The organism is Rhizobium sp. Leaf371, assembly GCF_001424045.1.
Taxonomy (GTDB): Bacteria; Pseudomonadota; Alphaproteobacteria; order Rhizobiales; family Rhizobiaceae; genus Ferranicluibacter.
The window spans coordinates 438,684-459,666 of the sequence record NZ_LMQB01000012.1; the positions used below are offsets into that span (position 1 = coordinate 438,684).

At 65.6% G+C, this 20,983-nt stretch carries 18 protein-coding genes; 10 read left to right on the forward strand and 8 right to left on the reverse strand.

The features are described from left to right. Window positions 1-92 precede the first annotated feature (92 nt). A complete protein-coding gene (locus ASG39_RS24225) occupies window positions 93-2,195 on the forward strand; it encodes an Ig-like domain-containing protein (RefSeq protein WP_062594821.1) in 2,103 nt (700 codons plus the stop codon). 178 nt (window positions 2,196-2,373) lie between these two features. Beyond that, window positions 2,374-4,260, forward strand: coding sequence for an ABC transporter ATP-binding protein/permease (locus tag ASG39_RS10000; protein ID WP_062594822.1), 1,887 nt, complete (start codon window positions 2,374-2,376; stop codon window positions 4,258-4,260). Window positions 4,261-4,348: 88 nt separating this feature from the next. Here ASG39_RS10000 and ASG39_RS10005 read toward each other — a convergent pair whose 3' ends face one another. Next, window positions 4,349-5,215, reverse strand: a complete 867-nt coding sequence (locus tag ASG39_RS10005; protein ID WP_062594823.1) for a glycosyltransferase family 8 protein — start codon at window positions 5,213-5,215, stop codon at window positions 4,349-4,351. Window positions 5,216-5,427: 212 nt separating this feature from the next. Between ASG39_RS10005 and ASG39_RS10010 the strand changes: the two genes are divergently transcribed. Both ASG39_RS10010 and pssA read left to right on the forward strand, forming a co-directional pair. After that, window positions 5,428-6,126 (forward strand): phosphatidylserine decarboxylase, encoded by a 699-nt coding sequence (locus tag ASG39_RS10010; RefSeq protein ID WP_062594824.1) that lies wholly within the window; start codon window positions 5,428-5,430, stop codon window positions 6,124-6,126. A 171-nt stretch (window positions 6,127-6,297) separates the two neighbouring features. Then, window positions 6,298-7,146, forward strand: a complete 849-nt coding sequence (pssA, locus tag ASG39_RS10015) for a CDP-diacylglycerol--serine O-phosphatidyltransferase (RefSeq protein ID WP_062594825.1) — start codon at window positions 6,298-6,300, stop codon at window positions 7,144-7,146. Between the two features lie 61 nt (window positions 7,147-7,207). Here the strand turns inward: pssA and ASG39_RS10020 are convergent, their stop codons facing one another. Beyond that, the gene (locus ASG39_RS10020) at window positions 7,208-8,116 is read right to left on the reverse strand and encodes a LysR family transcriptional regulator ArgP (protein WP_062594826.1); all 909 of its coding nucleotides are present in this window, start codon (window positions 8,114-8,116) and stop codon (window positions 7,208-7,210) included. 102 nt (window positions 8,117-8,218) lie between these two features. On the opposite strand from ASG39_RS10020, the gene ASG39_RS10025 reads away from it, so the two are divergent. Continuing rightward, on the forward strand, window positions 8,219-8,839 hold the full coding sequence (locus ASG39_RS10025) for a LysE/ArgO family amino acid transporter (protein ID WP_156468110.1): 621 nt from the start codon (window positions 8,219-8,221) through the stop codon (window positions 8,837-8,839). A gap of 3 nt (window positions 8,840-8,842) precedes the next feature. Here ASG39_RS10025 and ASG39_RS10030 read toward each other — a convergent pair whose 3' ends face one another. The 5 genes from ASG39_RS10030 to alr all read right to left on the reverse strand — a co-directional run bounded on the left by ASG39_RS10030 (window position 8,843) and on the right by alr (window position 14,797). Next, the gene (locus ASG39_RS10030; protein WP_062594827.1) at window positions 8,843-9,589 is read right to left on the reverse strand and encodes an SDR family NAD(P)-dependent oxidoreductase; all 747 of its coding nucleotides are present in this window, start codon (window positions 9,587-9,589) and stop codon (window positions 8,843-8,845) included. A 3-nt stretch (window positions 9,590-9,592) separates the two neighbouring features. Continuing rightward, window positions 9,593-11,110, reverse strand: a complete 1,518-nt coding sequence (purF, locus tag ASG39_RS10035; RefSeq protein WP_062594828.1) for an amidophosphoribosyltransferase — start codon at window positions 11,108-11,110, stop codon at window positions 9,593-9,595. A gap of 234 nt (window positions 11,111-11,344) precedes the next feature. Next, window positions 11,345-11,962 carry a CvpA family protein gene (locus tag ASG39_RS10040; RefSeq protein ID WP_062594829.1) on the reverse strand — a complete coding sequence of 206 codons (618 nt, stop codon included), beginning with the start codon at window positions 11,960-11,962 and terminating at the stop codon, window positions 11,345-11,347. A 198-nt stretch (window positions 11,963-12,160) separates the two neighbouring features. After that, on the reverse strand, window positions 12,161-13,564 hold the full coding sequence (radA, locus tag ASG39_RS10045) for a DNA repair protein RadA (RefSeq protein ID WP_062594830.1): 1,404 nt from the start codon (window positions 13,562-13,564) through the stop codon (window positions 12,161-12,163). A gap of 87 nt (window positions 13,565-13,651) precedes the next feature. After that, complete coding sequence (gene alr, locus ASG39_RS10050) at window positions 13,652-14,797, reverse strand: alanine racemase (protein ID WP_062594831.1); 1,146 nt, start codon at window positions 14,795-14,797, stop codon at window positions 13,652-13,654. A 192-nt stretch (window positions 14,798-14,989) separates the two neighbouring features. Between alr and ASG39_RS10055 the strand changes: the two genes are divergently transcribed. The 3 genes from ASG39_RS10055 (at window position 14,990) to ASG39_RS10065 (ending at window position 17,002) form a co-directional block, all read left to right on the forward strand. Further along, the gene (locus ASG39_RS10055; RefSeq protein WP_062594832.1) at window positions 14,990-15,847 is read left to right on the forward strand and encodes an AraC family transcriptional regulator; all 858 of its coding nucleotides are present in this window, start codon (window positions 14,990-14,992) and stop codon (window positions 15,845-15,847) included. Between the two features lie 115 nt (window positions 15,848-15,962). Further along, window positions 15,963-16,673, forward strand: a complete 711-nt coding sequence (locus ASG39_RS10060) for an AzlC family ABC transporter permease (RefSeq protein WP_062594833.1) — start codon at window positions 15,963-15,965, stop codon at window positions 16,671-16,673. Then, entirely contained in the window at window positions 16,670-17,002 is a 333-nt protein-coding gene (locus tag ASG39_RS10065; RefSeq protein WP_062594834.1) for an AzlD family protein, read from the forward strand. The genes ASG39_RS10060 and ASG39_RS10065 overlap by 4 nt, the downstream gene beginning before the upstream one ends. 13 nt (window positions 17,003-17,015) lie before the next feature. Here the strand turns inward: ASG39_RS10065 and ASG39_RS10070 are convergent, their stop codons facing one another. Continuing rightward, complete coding sequence (locus ASG39_RS10070; RefSeq protein ID WP_062594835.1) at window positions 17,016-18,518, reverse strand: replicative DNA helicase; 1,503 nt, start codon at window positions 18,516-18,518, stop codon at window positions 17,016-17,018. Window positions 18,519-18,829: 311 nt separating this feature from the next. Here ASG39_RS10070 and ASG39_RS10075 point away from each other — a divergent pair, with 311 nt between their 5' ends. Then, complete coding sequence (locus tag ASG39_RS10075; RefSeq protein WP_062594836.1) at window positions 18,830-19,279, forward strand: MarR family transcriptional regulator; 450 nt, start codon at window positions 18,830-18,832, stop codon at window positions 19,277-19,279. 131 nt (window positions 19,280-19,410) lie between these two features. After that, a complete protein-coding gene (locus tag ASG39_RS10080) occupies window positions 19,411-20,946 on the forward strand; it encodes an MFS transporter (RefSeq protein WP_062594961.1) in 1,536 nt (511 codons plus the stop codon). Window positions 20,947-20,983 lie beyond the last annotated feature (37 nt).

Sequence of the window (20,983 nt, forward strand, 5' to 3'; positions counted from 1 at the left end):
GCAAGACGATAAGGCCTCCCGGCGAGGCCGAAAGACACGGTAAGCGTTTTCGTTGAACACGGTCAGTCGAAACGTCCGTGGTGGAGAGGTGCATGAGGAAGAATACGGCAGGTCTGGTTGCGCTCGTCGTGCTGGCAATCGCCACGCTTTTGATGATCTTCGTCGTGCTGCCCAATGTCGGTGACAAGGCAGCCTCCGATGGTGGCGAGAGTGCGGGCGCCAAGAGTGCGGGTGCCGGAAGCTCGAGCCCCGCAGATGGAGCGCCGGGCACACCGGGCGCGCTCTCGGGTTCTGGCGCCACCACGACGGCCGACGGCAAGGGCGATCGCCCCGGCGCCGGCGATGTCGCAAAGCCGGCGGATGCCACAAGCCAGCCCGCACCGACGCCTGCGCCGGGCGCAGATCAGGCAGCAGCCGGTCAGCCGGACGCCTCCGCCCAGCCGGTGCCCTCGGGCGAGACCGCCGCGGCCCCGACCACGACACCTGCGGCAACCTCCACCGCAGCCGCGCCGGCCGGCACCGCCGCGGGCACCGATGCGCCGAGCTTCGACGTGCTGCGCGTCGAGCCGGACGGCTCGACCGTGATTGCCGGCCGCGCCGCGCCGAACAGCAAGCTGGAGATCGTCAACGGCAATACCGTCGTCGGTACGGCCGATGTGGGCGGAACGGGCGATTTCGCGGCGGTGTTCGACAAGCCGCTTCCCCCCGGCGATTACCAGCTGACGCTGCGCAGCACGACGCCGTCGGGCACCGTCACCGCCTCCGACGAGGTCGCCACCGTTTCCATTCCCAAGGTCGATAACGGCCAGCTTCTCGCCATGGTGACGAAGCCCGGCGAGGCAAGCCGCATCCTGACCGCTCCGAGCGAGCTGGCGACAAGTCAGCCAACAACGGGCCAGCCAGCAACGGGCCAAACCGGAGCATCGGCCGAAAGCACGCCGTCCGCCGCGGCGCCGACAACGGGCGATCAGGCCGCATTGCAGGCACCGGCCGCCTCCGCTCCCGACGCCAACGGCACGACGACCTCGACATCCGAGGGGGCGCCGGCCTCGCCGGTTGCGGTGTCCGCCGTCGAGATCGAGGGTGGCAGGCTCTTCATTGCCGGCACGGCGCGTCCGGGCGCGACCGTGCGCATCTATGCCGACGACCAGCTGGTCGGCGAGGGCAAGGCGGATGCACAGGGCCGCTTCGTGATCGACGGCAATCGCGCGCTGTCCGTCGGCCAGCACGTCATCCGGGTCGATATGCTCGGTGCCGACGGCAAGGTGCAGATGCGCGCCGCCGTTCCCTTCGAGCGTCCGGAAGGCGATCAGATTTCCGCCGTCGCCCAGACGCCGGCCAGCGGCTCCGATCCCGCCTTCGACGGTGCCATCTTCGATGCCTCGCGCATGGAAGCCGCCAAGGCCTTCGCGCTGCTGAAGGGCCTCTATGCCGATGGCAAGCTGCCCGGCCTCGACCAGCTCGCAGCGGCCCGCTCCGCCACGGAAATCGCCCTGACGTCGCTGGCGAACGTCAAGCCGGTGGCCGGCATGCAGGCAAGCCTTGCCGATCGCGTCAACGCCACCACCAAGGCGGCGGCCGATGCGCTGGCGATCCTGAAGCCGCTGCCGCGGGATGCCGCCGCCGTCGGCGCCGTTCTCGGCCGCCTCGAAACCGCGATGACCCGCGTGCTGGAAACGGCGCCTGCGGTGTTGGCAAACACCCCGGCCGACGCGACGACGCCCGCACCGGCAGGTCAGGCGACACCTGCTCAGCCAACGGCCTCTCAGCCGGCCACGTCTCAGGCGACCCCGTCTCAGGCGACGACGAGCGAAACGACGACCACCGCTCCGGCCGGAGCCGATCAACCCGTCGCCGGCGGGGCACCCGCCGCGCCGTCTGATCCCACGACAGCCGAGCGCTCCGTCGCGCCGTCCTCGCAGACGGCCGGCAGCGAGCCGCAGACGGTGCAGCAGGCGCCGTTGCAGCAGAGCAAGAGCTCGGTGATCATCCGCCGCGGCGATACGCTGTGGCAGATCTCGCGCCGCGTCTATGGCGCAGGGGTACGCTACACCACGATCTACGTCGCCAACGAAGACCAGATCCTCGATCCCGACCGCATCCTGCCGGGTCAGGTCTTCGGCGTGCCGGACAAGGCCATGCCGGATGCGCAGTCGGAGGAAATCCACCGCCGGCATATGCGCCAGGTGCCCTGACGGCGGCAGTTCGGGCACACGGCGCAGAAAGGCATGGCGCCAAGCCATTGCCGCGACAGCCGGGGAAGCCTATGTGATGATCGACGCAAACGGCGCCTCCCGCAGGGGGCGCCGTTTGCACGTTTGACCGGCACGCTTTTGTCGGCCGCAGGCCCCGCCGGCTGGAAATCGAAGAGACATGACGGACCAGAAGAAGACCGTGTCGGCCGATGCCGGCAATCCGCTGCAGACCATCCTCAACCTGTGGCCCTATATGTGGCCGAGCGACCGCGCCGACCTGAAGATGCGCGTGGTCTGGGCGACGGTGATCCTGCTCGTCGCCAAGGTCGTGCTGCTGCTCGTGCCCTATTTCTTCAAATGGGCGACGGACGCGCTGAACGGCCGTGCCGACATGACCGGCATTCTCCCGGCGGTCATGACCGGCGCCCTGATGCTGGTCGTCGCCTATAATCTGGCGCGGCTGCTGCAGGCCGGCCTCAACCAGCTGCGCGATGCGCTCTTTGCGAGCGTCGGCCAGCATGCGGTCCGCCAGCTCGCCTATCGCACCTTCGTCCACATGCATCAGCTGTCGCTGCGCTTTCACCTGGAGCGCCGCACCGGCGGCCTGTCGCGCATCATCGAGCGCGGCACCAAAGGCATCGAGACGATCGTCCGCTTCACCATCCTCAACACCGTGCCGACGCTGATCGAATTCCTGCTGACCGCCGCGATCTTCTGGTGGGGCTACGGCTTCTCCTATCTCCTGGTCACCGCCGTCACGGTCGCGGTCTATATCTGGTTCACGGTGAAGGCGAGCGACTGGCGCATCGCCATCCGCCGCTCGATGAACGACAGCGACACGGACGCCAACACCAAGGCGATCGATTCGCTCCTGAACTTCGAAACCGTCAAATATTTCGGCAACGAGCAGATGGAGGCGACGCGCTTCGACCAGTCGATGGCGCGCTACGAGAAGGCGGCGACGCAGGTCTGGACCTCGCTCGGCTGGCTGAACTTTGGCCAGGCGGTGATCTTCGGACTGGGTACGGCGATCATGATGGTGATGTCGGCGCTCGCGGTGCAGCGCGGCGAGCAGACGATCGGCGATTTCGTCTTCATCAACGCCATGCTGATGCAGCTGTCGATCCCGCTCAACTTCATCGGCTTCGTCTATCGCGAAATCCGACAGGGCCTCACCGATATCGAGCAGATGTTCGATCTGCTCGAAGTCCAGGCGGAGGTGGTCGACGCGCCCGACGCCAAAGCCCTGTCGATCGACAAGGGCGCCATCGTCTTCAAGGACGTGCATTTCGCCTATGATCCCGCGCGGCCGATTCTCAAGGGCATCAGCTTCGAGGTGCCCGCCGGCAAGACCGTCGCCGTCGTCGGCCCGTCGGGTGCCGGCAAGTCCACCCTGTCGCGGCTGCTCTACAGGTTCTACGACGTCCAGCAGGGGTCGATCACCATCGACGGTCAGGATGTCCGCAGCCTGACGCAGAAGAGCCTGCGCGCGGCGATCGGCATGGTGCCGCAGGATACGGTGCTGTTCAACGACACGATCGCCTACAACATCCGCTACGGCCGCATCTCCGCCTCGCAGGCCGAGGTCGAGGCGGCGGCCGAGATCGCCCAGATCGGCAGCTTCATCAAGACGCTGCCGGAGGGCTACGACGCCATGGTCGGCGAACGCGGACTAAAACTGTCGGGCGGCGAAAAGCAGCGCGTCGCCATCGCCCGTACGGTGCTGAAAAGCCCGCCGATCCTGATCCTCGACGAGGCGACCTCGGCGCTCGACACCCGCACCGAGCAGGAGATCCAGGCAGCCCTCGACATCGTCTCGCGCAACCGCACGACCCTCGTCATCGCCCACCGCCTCTCGACCGTGATCCAGGCCGACGAGATCATCGTGCTGAAGGACGGCGTCATCGCCGAACGCGGCACGCATGGCGAACTTATCGACCGCGAGGGCCTCTACGCCTCGATGTGGAGCCGCCAGCGCGAGGCGACGCAGGCCGCCGAGCAGCTGAAGAAGGTTCAGGACGAAGACGATCTCGGCATCGTCACCCGCCGCCCGCCAGCGGTTTGAGGCGGGCTGACCGGCCGGGCGTGCAGTCGAGGGCACGCTCCAGCCCGGGCACCGCTCAGGGCCGGGAGCGCGCCGCTTCGAAGCGGCGTCAGACAGCCAGCCACCTTTTCCGGACAGCCAGCCACCTTTTCCGGATCGCCAGCCACCTTTTCCGGATCGAATGACCGATGCGCTTCCAGCGTCGCTGGCGTTTCGTGCGCAAAGGCGCGTCCGCCCAGGCCGTATCCGCACGCAACGCAAGGTATGCACTTTGCTGCGGATGGCGGCATTCTTCGGAGTTCGGCTTCGCCTTGGTGAAGTGCACGATGACCGTATCCGCACGTTCTTCCATCATCTGCGCGTTCCACCGCCCATCCAGCTGCAGCGTCCGGCCATCGGCGAGAAGATTGAGAACATCCTGGTCCGGGAAGGAGAAGGGTCTGGCGTTGAGCAGCTCGAAGCTTTTCTCGCTCATCTTCTCGCTCCGCCATTTGGCGGCATCAATGACGAGGACGCCGGAGTTGAAGTAGAATGCTCCGTCGCTTCGCCCGATTTCCCTGTTCATGTCGGCGAGCTTTCGTATCCCACGGGCTCGAACACCGGCAATCAGATTGCCTTCGAGCGGCACGTTGAAGAGATAGGACATATCGCCGACGACAAGCGTATCCGCATCGAGATAGACGATGCGTGAATGGTTTTCGCCGACACAGTCCGGCAAGAGCAGCCGAGCATAGATCACGCGACTCCAGGCGTTCGTCGTCTTCAGGTAGCGAATTTCGCCGAGCATCGCTTCGTCGATGTCGATGAAGGTAATCGGCCGTCCGACGGATGTCCGGATCTTCTCCTTGTCGGATGCTCTGAGGCCATCGCCGAGAATGCAGAATTCGACATCGGGAATATTGCCGTTGAGATGCGCAGACCTCAGCATGACGGCCGCAAGCTCCGCATAGTTCCGGTCGATGCAACACGCCAGCATGTCAGTCCCTCTGAACTTAAGGAAGAACTGTTATACGTGTCGTTCTTCCGCGGTCAATGGCAGGGAGCGCGTGTCCGATGCGGTGCGTTTTGCGCCGTGCCGCCCTCGCGTTTTGTGAACGGCGTCCCATATCCCCTGCAGACCGCTCTTGTTGCCGCCAGAGATGATTCCCTATAGGTGCAGGACCGGAGTTTAATGGAGACGCTGCCCTCATGAGCCTGATTACGTCCGTTCGCAACACGCTGGTGCCGATCAACAAGGCCGGCTACCCGTTTATTGCCGGGTTCTTCGTCGTCTCTCTTCTTCTCGGCTTTCTGTGGGAGCCGCTGCTCTGGATCGGCTTCCTTCTCACGGCCTGGTGCGCCTATTTCTTCCGCGACCCCGAACGCGTGACGCCGGTCGATGACGATCTCGTCATCAGCCCCGCCGATGGCCGCGTCTCGTCGATCGCGCACATCGTTCCCCCGGAAGAGCTCGGCCTCGGCTTCGAGCCGATGCTGCGCATCTCCGTCTTCATGAACGTCTTCAATTGCCACGTGAACCGCGCCCCCATGCGCGGCACCATCACCCGCATCGCCTATCGCGCCGGACAGTTCGTCAATGCCGAACTCGACAAGGCCAGCAGCGAGAACGAGCGCAACGGCCTGGTCATCGAGACGGCGCATGGCGCCATCGGCACGGTGCAGATCGCCGGTCTCGTGGCCCGGCGCATCATCTGCTGGTCGTCGCAAGGCGAGCAGCTGCAGGCCGGTCAGCGCTTCGGTCTCATCCGCTTCGGCTCGCGCCTCGACGTGTTTCTGCCGGCCGGTGCCGAGCCGCGCGTCAGCCTCGGGCAGCTTGCGATCGCCGGCGAAACGGTGCTGGCGGAGTTCGGCTCCGACAAGGGACCGACCCTCGGCCGCCGCGACTGACGCGCCAGACACCGGCTCGATCGCGATCGAGCCGGCCTGATCGCGATCGAGCTGGTATGATCCCGAGGCTGCGCGGCTGCGCTGGAACCCGTCCGCCGCAGCGCTATATCGACCTGAAGATACCCCCGCAGGGACGCAACGTCCCGCCTGTGCCCCGAGGACCCAAGCGCCATGGATACGACGCCGTTTCCCCCCTATGAGCCGAATGGGCCCCATGATGACGAGGCGCGCGGGCCGCGCCTGCGGGAGATCCCGCTGCGGCTGCTGATCCCCAACCTGATCACGGTTCTCGCGATCTGCGCAGGCCTCACCGGCGTGCGTCTGGCGTTCGAAGGCCGGTTCGAGCTGGCGGTGGCCATGGTTCTGGTGGCGGCCTTTCTCGATGGCGTGGATGGGCGCATCGCCCGACTGCTCAAGGCCACCTCGAAATTCGGCGTCCAGATGGACTCGCTCGCAGACATCGTCAATTTCGGCGTCGCCCCGGCGCTGGTCCTCTTCGCCTATGTGCTGGACGAGGCCAAGTCGATCGGCTGGATCGCCGCTTTGATCTATGTGATTGCCGCCGGCCTGCGGCTGGCGCGCTTCAACGTGATGGCGGAGCGGGACATCAAGGCCAAGTGGCAGTCGGAATATTTCGTCGGCGTGCCCGCGCCGGCCGGCGCCATGCTGGTGCTTCTTCCGGTCTATCTCGGCCTCATCGGCATCGAGCCCAGCCGCACCATGGGCCTGATCTTCTCGGCCTATACGCTGCTGATCGCTTTTCTGCTCGTCAGCCGCCTGCCGGTCTGGTCCGGCAAGTCGGAAAACCGCGTCCGCCGCGATCTCGTCCTCCCGGTCATCCTTGCCGTCGTCATCTATGTCGCGACCCTGATGAGCTTTACCTGGGAAACCATGGTCATCACCGCCATCGCCTATCTCGCCTCGCTGCCCTTCGGCGCCCGCGCCTGGAAAAAGAAGTACGGCGCCAAGTGGCCGGAGCATCCCGAGGGCGTGCGGGACGACGGTCTGCCGGGTCAGTAGATCCCGTTCACGGCCAGGATCGGGGCGGCCTGACGGGGACGGGATATCAACTCCGTTCCGTCTAAGCGTGCCCGTGCAAGGCCTTGTGGGCCGCATCGACCACGGCCCGCGTCAGGGCAGTCAACTGATCTCCCGCAAGCCGGTTGATCTGCCAGAACAACGGGATATCCAGCGGCGTGTCCGCAACGAGTTCGACCAGCCGGCCGCTCGCCAGATGCTCGGCGACAAGGATCTCCGGGTTCATGCCCCAACCCATTCCCAAAAGGCTCGCCTCCACAAAACTCTGCGTCGCGGGCAACCAGTGGGTCGGGCACACGGGGTCCTCGCCGAGCGTCTGGCGAAGCCACCGGCTCTGAAGCCGGTCTTTCTGGTTGAAGGTCAGCGACGGCGCCTGGGTAAAGGCGGACGGCGTCATGCCGTCGGCAAAATATCGCGCGACGAAATCCGGGCTGGCGGTCGCCCGGTATCGCAAGGCGCCGAGGGGCGTGCGGCGACAGCCGGAAATCGGCGATTCGAGCGATGTGACCGCCGCCAGCACGCGCCCCTGTTGCAGCCATTCGGCCGTGTGATCCTGATCGTCCACCGCAATGCCGAGGAGATGCGGCGCGTCGTGCGAGAAGGCCGCAGCCGCCGTCAGGAACCATGTGGCGAGACTGTCGGCATTGGTCGCGATGTGAAGCGTGACACGGGCGCCGGGTGACAGCGGATCGACAAGGGCGGGCAGGTGGGTCAAAAGCTCGCTTTCCAGCATGCCGACCGTCTCCACATGCCGGCAGAGCCACGCGCCCTTCTCGGTTGCGATGCAGGGCGAACCGCGGATGACGAGCGCCGTTCCCAGACGCTCCTCCAGGAGTTTCACGCGCTGGGATACGGCGGATGGCGTGACGTTCAGCACGCGCGCCGCCTTCTCGAAACTCCCCGTCTGCACGACGGTCGAGACCGCCCGCAGCGACACATAGTCGAGTGCCATTAGTTATCCTTCATCGCGATTAGGATCTTTAACTATCCTAATCCTCGACCGCTCGCTATCGAAGCGCATCCGCTTCGGGAGAGTTCGATGCCACCTGCCTCCATGCTTGACGACATGACGCTCAGCGCCTTCACGACCGGTCTCGCGATGGGCTTGACGCTCATCGTCGCGATCGGCGCGCAGAACGCCTTCGTGCTGCGCCAGGGCCTGCGCAACGAGCATATCTTCGCCGTCTGCCTCGCCTGCGCTTCGTCCGATGCGGCTTTGATCGCCCTTGGCGTCACGAGCTTCCGCCAGATCGCCGAGATCCTGCCGGGGATCGATCCGGTCATGCGCTATGGCGGCGCTGCCTTCCTGTTCGTCTATGGTGCGCGCAGCCTCTGGTCGGCCATCAGGGCGTCGGGCGCACTCGACATCTCGGGACAAACGGGCCGTGGTCTCGGCGTCACGCTCGCCACCTGCCTTGCGCTGACCTGGCTCAATCCGCATGTCTATCTCGACACGGTGGTTCTGCTCGGCACCATCTCGACGCGGTTTCCCGGTGCGCAGGCGGCTTTTGCAGCCGGTGCGATGTGCGCCTCGTTCCTGTTCTTCTTCTCGCTCGGCTACGGCGCCCGGCGCCTGCGGCCGCTGTTCGAAAAGCCGGCCGCCTGGCGTGTCCTCGAAGCGCTCATCGGCGTGGTGATGTTTTCGATCGCGCTCAGGCTCGTGATGGGACTGTAGAGGCTATTCCGGCAGGCGGTAATCCACGAGCCGGTCTTCGCGAACCTGAAACAGCTTGCCGGTTTCGCGCTGCTCCGGGCCGACGAGCGGCAGGAGCGCCTTTGCGACCGCGGACGGATGCGGCACGCTTTCCGGGTCTTCGCCCGGCATGGCCAGCGCCCGCATCGCCGTGCGCGTGCCGCCCGGATCGACCGAGAGGATGCGCAGCGGCAGGCGCTGGGTTTCCCCGGCCCATGTGCGCGCCAGGGCCTCGACCGCCGCCTTGGAGGCGGAATAGGGGCCCCAGAAGGGCTTGCACTTATGGGCAGCCGAGGAGGACAGGATCAGCGCGCGCCCGGCCTCCGAGCGGACCAGCAGCGGCTCGACGGTGCGGATCAGCCGCCATGTCGCGGTGACGTTGATGGTCATCACTTTTTCGAACACCTTGGCCTCGACATGGCCGATCGGCGAGATCGTGCCGAGAATGCCGGCATTGGCGACGAGGATGTCGAGCCGGCCCCAGCGCTCGTGGATCGCCGCACCCAGCCGGTCGATCGCCTCCATATCGGCAAGGTCGAACGGCACGAGCGTGACCGGAAGCCCGCCCGCGGCCTTCACCGCATCATCCAGCTCCTCGAGACCGCCGACGGTGCGGGCGCAGGCAATCACCTGCGCGCCGGCGCGCGCCAGTTCGAGAGCGGTGAAATACCCGATGCCCCGCGAGGCGCCGGTGACGAGCGCGATGCGCCCCTTCAGATCGATCGCATTCATGCTTCAGCCGTTGCTCGCCATGACGGACAGCTTGCGGACATTGCTGGTCCCCTCGCGGTCGAGAAGGCGGGTCGGGTAATCGCCGGTGAAGTAATGGTCGGTAAACTGCGGCGCCTTCGGATTGCGCGGCTCGCCGCCCACGGCCCGGTAGAGGCCGTCGATCGACAGGAATTCGAGCGAATCCGCGCCGATGAAGGCGCACATCGAAGCGAGGTCGGCATGCTGGTTGGCCAGAAGCTTGTCGGCGTCCGGCGTGTCGATGCCGTAGAAATCGGGATGGTAGATCATCGGGCTGGCGACGCGGATATGCACTTCGAGCGCACCGGCCTCGCGGATCATCTGGACGATCTTCAGCGACGTCGTGCCGCGCACGATCGAATCGTCGATGAGAACGACGCGCTTGCCTTCGATCATCGCCCGGTTGGCGGAATGCTTCAGCTTCACGCCGAAGGCGCGGATCGACTGCGTCGGCTCGATGAAGGTGCGCCCGACATAATGGTTGCGGATGATGCCGAGTTCGAACGGGATGCCGCTCGCCTGGGCAAAGCCGATCGCCGCCGGCGTGCCGCCATCGGGAACGGGAACGACGACATCGGCCTCGACAGGGGCTTCCTTCGCCAGGTTAATGCCCATGTTCTTGCGGGCGACATAGACGTTGCGGCCGCCGACGACCGAATCGGGCCGGGCGAAATAGACATATTCGAACAGGCAAAGCCGTTCCGGCATCGGCGTTTCCGCCTTGCGCGATTCGATGCTGATCGATCCGTCGGGCTGGATCTCGCAGATCACGACCTCGCCGTTCTCGACATCGCGAACAAATTTCGCGCCGATGATGTCGAGCGCGCAGGTTTCCGACGCGAAGATCGGTTTGCCGTCGAGCTCGCCCATCACGAGCGGGCGGATGCCGTAGGGGTCGCGCGCCGCCATCAGCTTGGTGCGGGTCACGGCGAGCATGGAGTAGCCGCCCTCGACCTGGCGGATCGCATCGACGAACCGCTCGCCGGAACCGGCATGCTTGGAACGGGCGATCAGATGCAGCACGACTTCGGTATCCGATGTCGACTGACAGATGGCGCCGTCGGCAATCAGCTGCCGGCGCAGCGTCAGACCGTTGGTGAGGTTGCCGTTGTGCGCGATCGCGATGCCGCCGACCTCGAGCTCGGCAAACAGCGGCTGCACGTTGCGCAGCGCCACTTCGCCGGTGGTCGAATAGCGCGTGTGGCCGATGCCGATGAAGCCGGGAAGCTTGGCGAGCGTTGCCGGGTCCGTGTAGTGATCGCCGACGAGGCCCATCCGTTTTTCGGTGTAGAACTGGCGGCCGTCGAAGGTGACGATGCCGGCCGCTTCCTGTCCGCGATGCTGGAGCGCATGCAGGCCGAGCGCCGTCAGCGTGGCGGCGTCCTCATGCCCGAGAATGCCGAACACGCCGCACTCTTCGTGCAGGGTGTCGCCGTCGATCTCGTCATGAATCTCACGCGCGCGCAGGGTGGCGGCAGATGCTGGGGACTGGGGCAGGGTCATCGCGGTATCACCTTTGTCTCGGCGGGTGCGGTTGGCATATCGTAGCGCGTCATCGCGGCTTCAACCAGCAATACCGGCGGAAAGATCGATGAAACGACAACAACCCGCAAAGCGGGCAACTGCACAGCGATGGAAATCGGAATCGATTTGCAGTGCTATGCAGCAGATATAAGCGCTACAGCGCCGGGCGTCCTCTGGAACGTACGGCGCTGTCATCGGTCTGGCGCGGCTGCGTCAGTTGTTGGTCGTCGGCGCAGCAGGCGGCAGCGCCGGCGCGTCGTCGGAGGGGACCGGTTCGCTCGGTGGCGTCGTGCCGTCCAGTTCGCCCTCGGGCGTCGGCTTGCCGGTCAGGCGGTTGACCACGGTCGTTCCGACATCCTCCGGCAGCAGCGCCACCAGCTTGGTGCCGAGATTGTCGAGCAGCGGCTTCGATTTCGCCTGGATGACCCAGCTCGGCTGCTGCTCGGGCTTCACGATCCAGTTGAAGAACAGCATGGCGACGACGATGAGCAGGACGCCGCGCGCCGCGCCGAACAGGAAGCCGAGCGTGCGGTCGAGCGCGCCGATGCGGCTGTCGATGATGAAATCGGCGATCCGCATCGTGATGAAGGAGATGATGATGAGCGCGACGAGGAAAATGACGCCGGCCGAACCGGCCGTGGCGATGGCGTCGCTCGTGGTATACTGCGCCGCATAGGGCTTGAGGTACGGGTAGAGGAAATAGGCGGCCGCGGCGGCGCCGAGCCAGCTTGCGACCGAAAGCACTTCGCGCGAGAAGCCGCGGACCATGGCAAGGACGGCCGAGAACAGCGCGACACCGATCACGATCCCGTCGAGAATGGTTATGGGCATGGTCGTCCTACTCCGTACAAGCGCCAGGCGGGATCCGCACCGGGGCATCTGCAGTCACCGCACGTTGCGCAGCCTTGCGGTCTCTCGCGAGACCGGTGGGAGCATGTATACCGAAACGGCGGTCGTGTCCCGATATGCTTTGGCCCGAAATGCTCGGGAATGGGGCGCCCGACCTGTCCGCAGTGTCCCGCCTTCAGGTCATTCGTCCACGTCCGCCTGCCGCAGGGCACCCTTGGAGCCGGCGATGCGCGCGACCAGATCCGGCAGGCTCTCCATTTCGCCCCACGCCATGCCCGAGCCCTTGGGCAGGTCGGGAGAGGCGGACGGCAGGACAGCTTGCGAGAAGCCGAGTTTCTCGGATTCCTTCAGGCGCTGGGACGTATGCGCAACCGGCCGGATGGCCCCGGACAGGCTGATTTCGCCGAAATAAACGCAATCGGTGGGAAGGGCAAGACCGGCAAGCGACGAAACCAGTGCGGAAGCCACAGCAAGATCGGCCGCAGGCTCCGCGATGCGGTAGCCACCGGCCACGTTGAGATAGACATCGTGCTGCCCGAGCCGCACGCCGCAATGCGCTTCCAGCACCGCAAGGATCATTGACAGGCGCGCCGAATCCCAGCCGACGACGGCCCGGCGCGGCGTGCCGAGCGAGGTCGGCGCCACCAGCGCCTGAACTTCCACCAGCACGGGTCGGGTGCCCTCCATGCCGGCAAAGACGGCGGCGCCCGGAGATTTCGCGTTCCGCTCGCCGAGGAAAAGCTCCGACGGATTGGTCACCTCGCGCAGGCCCTTGTCCGACATCTCGAACACGCCGATCTCGTCGGTCGGGCCGAAGCGATTCTTGACGGTGCGCAGGATGCGGTAATGATGCCCGCGGTCGCCCTCGAAATAGAGCACGGCATCGACCATGTGCTCCACCACGCGGGGGCCGGCGATCTGGCCCTCCTTGGTGACATGGCCGACGAGGACGACGGTGGCGCCGGTCTGCTTGGCGAAACGGATCATCGCCTGCACGCCGGTGCGCACCTGCGTCACGGTGCCCGGCGCCGAATCGACCACGTCGCTCCAGAGCGTCTGGATGGAATCGATGATGAAGAGATCCGGCCGCTTGCCCTCCGACACCGTGGCGAGGATGTCCTCGACATTGGTTTCCGCCGCCAGCAGCACGTCGGTATCGGCCGCACCCAGCCGCTGGGCGCGCAGCCGCACCTGCGCCACGGCCTCTTCGCCCGAAACGTAGATGATGCGGTGGCCGTTGCGCGAGAGGGCGGCCGCCGCCTGCATGAGCACCGTGGATTTTCCGATGCCGGGATCGCCGCCGATCAGCACGGCCGAGCCGCGCACGAAGCCGCCGCCCAGCGCCCTGTCGAATTCCGAAATGCCGGTGGTGATGCGCGGCGCATCCTCCGTATCGCCGGACAGCGTGGTGAGCGCCACCGGACGCCCCTTCTTCGGCGTCTTGCCCGGCCCGCCGCCGATGCCGCCGAGCGGGTCCTCCTCGACAATGGTGTTCCACTGTCCGCAGCCCTCGCATTTTCCCACCCAGCGGGAGGTGACGGTGCCGCAGTTCTGGCAGATGAAATTGGTTCTGGCCTTGGCCATTCAGACAGTATCGCTTTCGATAAAGGGTATTGTGATCTTGTTTTGTTCTCGTTTACCCCATCTCTTCCGGCTTTCCAAGATGCCGGATCAAACTTCCGCGTCAGCCTCGATATAGGCGCGATCATAGCGGTGGCCGAGGCTCGTCAGCAGCTCGTAGCCGATCGTCCCGCCGGCCCGCGCGACATCGTCGAGCGCGATGTTGCGGCCGAAAAGCTCGATGTAATCGCCGGCCCGCACCGCATTTTCCGGCAGGTCCGTCACGTCGAACAGGCTGAGATCCATGGTGACGCGGCCGACATGCGGCACCTTGCGGCCGTGCAGGAATCCATAGGCACCCGAGGGCTGCGCCTGCCGCAGCGTCACGCCGCTGCCTGAGACCGAACGGTGGTAGCCATCGGCATAGCCGACCGAGGCGATGGCGATGCGACTGTCGCGGGCGAAGGTGGCCGTGGCGCCGTAGCTCGCCGATCCGCCCTTTTGAACCGAGCGCACCTGAATGATCCGGGCTTCTGCGGTCACCACCGGCGTCATCGGATTGGCCACGCCGTTGACCGCCTCGCCGCCATAGGTGGCGATGCCGGGGCGGGTGAGGTCGAAATGATAGTCCGGCCCGAGATGCACGCCCGCGGAATTCGCAAGGCTCGCCTCGACGCCGTCGAACGCGGCGCTGACCGCGCGGAAGGCTTCGAGTTGCCGAAGGTTGAGCGGATGGGCGGGGTCGTCGGCGCAGGCGAGGTGGCTCATCACCAGCATGGGCGAAAAGCTTGCCGGGCGCGCCGGATCGGAGGCCAGCGCCATCGCCTCGTCCAGGGACAGGCCGAGCCGGTTCATGCCGGTGTCCACATGCAGCACGCAGGGGTGTTCGCCATGCTCGGACAGCGCCGCCATGAAGAAGGCGAGCTGCTCTTCGGAATTGATGACCGGCACCAGCCCGTTCTCGAAGAACAGTGGCTCGATGCCGGGCCAGAGGCCGGCGAGCACATAGATGCGGCCCTCGGGCACCAGCGGCCGCAGGTTCACGCCTTCCTCGGCATTTGCCACGAAGAAATCGCGCGCGCCGGCCCGGTAGAGCGTCTCGGCCGCCGCCTCGATGCCGATCCCATAGGCGTCCGCCTTCAGCACCGCCGCCGCGCGCGCGCGTCCGGAACCGGCCTTCATCTGGCGCCAGTTGTCGGCCAGAGCCTGCAGATCGATGGTCAGGCGGTTCGCCGCCGCGGAAAAGACGTCGTCCATGGTGCCTCGGTCGTCATGTTGGCGCTGCAAACCAGATAGTCCCGACAACGTGCCAGGGCAAGCGGAAGGAAATGGCAAGCGGAAGGCCATCGCAAGCGGAAGGCCAGGCAATCGGAAGGACAGGGCAAGCAGAAGTGCCGGCGCGTCACTTTTGTTCAAGATCGGGCGCCGATCCTGCGCTAGTCTCTGCCCATGCAGAACGTTTCTCAGGAACAGGCCGCGGAGGTGATGCCGCTTTCGCAGGTCGAGCGGACCGTCTTCTGGCGCGAGCCGAGCCTCATGGGCATGGAATGCCTCAGCGCGACCTTCGTGACGCATGCCTTCGCGCCGCACGCGCATGACACGTTCAGCATCGGCGCGATCGAGAACGGCAGCCAGATCGCGACGATCCGCGGAACGCGCGAAGCCTCCGGTCCGGGCGACCTCTATCTGATCAACCCCGGCGAGTTTCACGACGGCGTGCCGGGCAGCGAGGGCTATCGATACCGGATGATCTATCCCGACGCGGGCCTGCTGCACGAAATCCTCGAGGACGTGACCGGCCGTGCGCTTCACCCGTCCCCCGCCTTTTCGCGACAGATCCTCCACGATGCGCCGCTGGCTGCAGCCTTTCACCACGCGCACCGCACGCTCGAAAGGCGCGTCGGCGCGCTGGAGGCCGACGAGAGCATCTATACGGTGCTCGCCGCCATGTTCCTGCGCCATGGAAGCCTCATTCTTCAGCCGATCGACACGCAGGAGGCGACGGCCGTCGCCCGGGCGCGCGATTATCTCAGGGCGCATTTCCGGCAGGATGTCGGGCTGGTCGAGCTGGCGCGGATCGCCGGTCTCAGCCGGGCCCATCTCATCCGCGCCTTTCGTCGGGCCTATCACGTCACGCCGCATGCCTATCTCACCGATTGCCGCATCCGGGAAGCGCGCCGGCTGCTCCGCCTCGGGGTCACGCCGTCGGCTGTCGCCTTCGATTGCGGCTTTGCCGACCAGGCGCATTTCACGCGGCACTTCAAGGCGCGCAGCGGCCTGACGCCGGGGCAGTTCCGCGCCCGCTGATGCCTCGTCCTGCCGCCCGCCCAACCGCCCGCTCGCTCGCCATGTCACTTTCGTTCAAGACGACGCCGCGCCCGGCACCCTAAGACGCGTCCACGATGATGGAGGTGCCCAGACGATGCGCGCGACGAGACCACGAGACGACGACGGCTTTCTGGACGGCATGCGGACGATCACGCCGCTGATCGTCGCCGTCCTGCCGATCGGCATGGTGTTCGGATCGGTGGCCGCCACCAAGGGCCTGTCGCCGCTCGAGGCGACATTGATGAGCGCTTTCGTCTTTGCCGGCGGGTCGCAATTCGTCGCCATGGATATCTGGACCCATCCTGCATCATGGAGCGCGGTCGGGCTTGCGGCGTTGCTCGTCAATATCCGGCATGTGCTGATGAGCGCATCCCTCGGCCGGCGGTTGCAGCCGTTTTCGCCCACCGCCCGCGGGGTCGCCATGCTGTTCCTGGCCGACGAGATCTGGGCGATGGCCGAGGCCCGCAGCCGGCTTGCGCCGCTGACCGTGCGCTGGTTTGCAGGCCTTGTCGTTCCCTTCTATGCCGCCTGGGTGCTGTCCACGCTGCTGGGTGCGACGCTCGGCGCGTTTCTCGGCGATCCGAAAGCATTCGGGCTCGACTTCGCGTTTCCCGCCGTCTTCGTCGTTCTGGTCATGGGGTTCTGGAAAGACCGCCAGACCGGCGTCGTGCTCGCGGCGAGTGCCGTCGCCGCTTTGGTCGTGCAGAAGTTCGTTCCCGGCGTCTGGTACATCGCGGCCGGTGCTGCGGCCGGTCTGGTCGTCTCGGCTTTTCAGACGACAGGCGAGGAGGCCCTGGCATCATGACGCCCGCGCTCGAGACCGTGCCCTTCTTTGCGCTCAGTGCGCCCACGCTTCTCGCCATCGCCGCCATGGCGGTCGCCACCGTGCTGACGCGACTGGCGGGCCTCGTCCTGATCCGCCACGTCGCGATTGGTCCCCGCATGCGGCGCGCCCTCAATGCCATCCCGCCGGCCGTTCTCATGGCGGTGATCGCGCCGACGGCGCTGGCGACGGGCCCCGCGGAAACGGCGGCAACCATGGTCACCGCCCTTGCCGCGACCCGGCTACCGCTTCTGGCCGCGGTCGCAGCCGGCGTCCTGACCGTCGCCCTTCTGCGGGCGGCTGGGATCTAGAGAGCCGGCCCGATCAATGCTCCTCGTACTGCGTGAACGAGGGGTCGGCGAGGTCGGTGAAGCGGGTATATTCCGACTGGAAGGCGAGCTTCACGGTGCCCGTGGGTCCGTGGCGCTGCTTGGCGATGATCACGTCGGCGGTGCCCTTCACCTTTTCGAAGGTCTGCTTCCATTCCTCGTATTTCGGATCGAACTCGTCGCGCGGCTCCATGTTCTTCACGTAATATTCCTCGCGGAACACGAAGAGCACCACGTCGGCGTCCTGCTCGATCGAGCCGGATTCGCGAAGGTCGGAGAGCTGCGGGCGCTTGTCCTCGCGGCTTTCCACCGCACGCGAAAGCTGCGACAGCGCGATGATCGGGACGTTCAGCTCCTTGCCGAGCGCTTTGAGGCCCGTGGTGATCTGGGTGATTTCCTGCACGCGGTTCTCGCCGGATTTTCCGGCGCCGGTCATTAGCTGGATATAGTCCACCACCAGGCAGTCGAGCCCCCGCTGGCGCTTCAGGCGACGGGCGCGGGCGGAAAGCTGGGCGATGGAGATACCACCGGTCTGGTCGATATAGAGCGGCACCTTCTGCATCATCTGGGCGCAGGCGACGAGCTTTTCGAAGTCGTGCTCGGTGATCTCGCCACGGCGGATCTTGGAGGAGGAGACTTCCGTCTGCTCGGAAATGATACGCGTCGCCAGCTGCTCGGAGGACATTTCGAGCGAGTAGAACCCGACGACACCGCCGTTCTTGGCCTTGTAGGAGCCGTCCGCCTGGATCTCGGGCTCGTAAGACGCCGCGATGTTGTAGGCGATGTTGGTGGCAAGCGAGGTCTTGCCCATGCCCGGGCGTCCGGCAAGCACGATCAGGTCGGAGCGCTGCAGGCCGCCCATCTTGCCGTCGAGCGAGTGGATGCCGGTCGAGATGCCGGAGAGGTGACCGTCGCGCTCGAAGGCCTGGCCGGCCATGTCGATCGCCAGCGCCACGGCATCGTTGAACGCCTGGAAGCCGCCGTCGTAGCGGCCGGTTTCGGCCAGTTCGAACAGGCGCCGTTCGGCGTCCTCGATCTGCCCTTGCGGCGGCATGTCGAGCGGCGCGTCGAAGGCGATGTTGACCATGTCCTCGCCGATGGTGATTAGCGAGCGGCGCAGGGCCAGATCGTAGATCGCCCGGCCGTAATCCTCGGCATTGATGATGGTCACGGCATTGGCTGCAAGCTGCGCCAGATATTGCGAGATCGTCATGTCGCCGACCTTCTGGTCGGGCGCGAGGAACGTCTTGACAGTCACGGGATGGGCGGTCTTGCCCATGCGGATGATGTCGCCCGCGACCTCGTAGATCTTGCGGTGCAGCGGCTCGTGCAGGTGAACCGGCTTCAGGAAGTCCGAGACGCGGTAGAAGGCATCGTTGTTGACGAGGATCGCGCCGAGCAGGGCCTGTTCCGCCTCGATATTGCTCGGAGCCTCCCGGTACTGGGGTTCCATCGGCTGCTGGCTCATCGCCGCCACTCTGCGCGCTGCTTCATTCATCGTCATCTCTCGTCTTGGCCGCTTGAGGGTCCTGTGATTGGCTGACCGAGGCACCGAGTCAAGCGATGGAGCGGCCTGTTACCGCTCTCCACAGCCGCGGGTACGGTCCGGTGGAAATCCGCCCCGTCTGCGCCATCTCTGCTTGACCGGCCACCGGATCTGTCACGGCAGCGAATCGTTTTGCCAGGATACGCGAAACACCGGCGGCATGAAACGCGCGCGAAGTCGAAGCGACGGCTTGAAATGACCGACGATCTGTATTACGTCGAACACATATAGTTAGCATACTACTATTATGAAAAGAGTAGCAGTTGAGCGATCTCGCAAATCGGGCCCTGTTCGACGCCCTGCAATCCGTCAACCGGAAGCTGCGCGCCGTCTTCGATGCCAAGGTCAAGGAACGCGGCCTCACGCTGTCGCGGGCCCGGGCGCTCTTCGCCCTGTCGCGCCGGGACGGCCAGAACCAGCGCGAGCTTGCCGAGGAGCTGGCGATCGAGACGCCGACGATCGTCCGGCTTCTCGACGGCATGGAGGCACAGGGCTTCATCGAGCGTCGGGTGGAAAAGTCCGACCGGCGCGCCAAGCAGATCCACCTGACGCCGAAGGGGCGGGCGCTCGCGCGCGAGATCGAGGTCATTGCGACCGGCATCCGCGCCGACCTTTTGTCCGGCGTCAGCCTTGCCGACAAGGAAACCGCGCTGTCGGTCATGACGACGATGGCGGACAACATGATGCAGATCGGCCGGGAGAGCGTCTCGTGACAAACAGCTTCACGCGATCGATCGAAGAGCAGACGGCGTCCGAGCCCCGGTTGCCAGAATCGGTGCCGACCCTACCGGCAACCGTGCCCCAGCCGGCCGTCCATATCTCGCGCGGGCGCGCCTCGCTCTATATGTTCACCTCGGTGCTGATGTTCCTGACGCAGGGCCTCGGCATGAACCTGCTGAACGCCAATCTCTACCAGCTACAGGGAGCGTTTTCAGCCACCGTCAACGAGTTGGCCTGGCTGTCGGCCGCCTATATGGCGCCCTATGCCAGCCTGTCGGTGGCGCTCTTCAAGATCCGCACGCAATATGGCCTGCGCCGGTTCGCCGAACTCGGCATTCTCTGCTTCGTCTTCGCCGCCTTCGCCAATCTCTTCGTCTCCGACCTGCATTCCGCGCTGATCATCCGCTTCGTCAACGGCGTCGCCGCCGCACCGCTTTCCACCATCGGCATCCTCTACATGCTGGAAGCGTTTCCGCCGGAAAAGAAGCTGTCGATGGGCCTCAGCCTTGCCGTCACCAACACGCTGCTGTCGGCGCCGCTCGCCCGCATCCTTTCGCCGGCGCTGATGGAATTTGGCGGCTGGCGCGCGCTCTACACGTTCGAAGTGGCGCTGGCGCTGATCGCGCTGCCCTTCATCTACCTCCTGCCGGTCACCGCGCCGCCCCGCGCCAAGGTCATCCAGACGCTCGACATCTTCAGCTATCTCATCCTCGCCGGCGGCTTCGGCTGTCTCGCGATCATCCTGTCGCTCGGCCGCTTCTACTGGTGGTTCGAAGCGCCATGGCTCGGCGTGCTGCTGGCCTGCGCGGTCGGCCTTCTCTCGGTCTTCGTCGCCATCGAGATCAACCGCTCCCAGCCGATGCTCGACCTGCGCTGGATCTTTTCCTGGCCGAACATCCACATGGCCGGCGTCCTCATCCTGTTCCGCACAGTTTCGTCCGAGCAGTCGGCGACCGTGTCCGGCTTCTACCAGCAGATCGGCCTTCAGAACGACCAGACGATGACGCTCTACGCGATCGTGCTTGCCGCCTCGATCGCCGGCGGGCTGTTCTGCACCTTCCTCATGGTCAAGAAGCAGCTCGATCTCGCCCATGTCATCGCGCTGATCCTGATCGGTGCCGGCGCCTGGCTCGACAGCCAGTCGACCAACCTCACGCGGCCGGAACAGATGTTTCTGAGCCAGGCCCTGGTGGGGGCGGGCGCCGCGATGTTCCTGCCGCCGGTCATGACGACCGGCTTCGGCGCAGCGCTCGCCAAGGGGCCGATCTACGTGGTCAATTTCATCGTCATCTTCCTCTTTACCCAGAGCCTCGGCAGCCTGATGGCCTCGGCCGCCCTCGGCACCTTCGTCACCATCCGCGAGAAATTCCACTCCAACCTGCTCGCCGAACAGATCATGCTGTCGGACCCGCTGGTCGCAAACCGCGTGACCCAGCTCGCAGGCTCCTACGGCAAGGTTATCACCGACAAGACGCTCCTCAATGCGGAGGGGCTGCAGCTCCTGACGCAGCAGGTCAGCCGCGAGTCCTATGTCCTTGCCTATAATGATGCTTTCTTCGTCATCTTCATCGGCTGCGCGGTCTCGCTCGCCATCCTTGTCGGCCACCTGATCTGGCGCCGGCTGGTGGCGCCTCCCGACCCGGCAGCCGTCCCGGCCTGATGTCGCCAACCCTTCACTGAAGCCGTCTTCCAGCAGA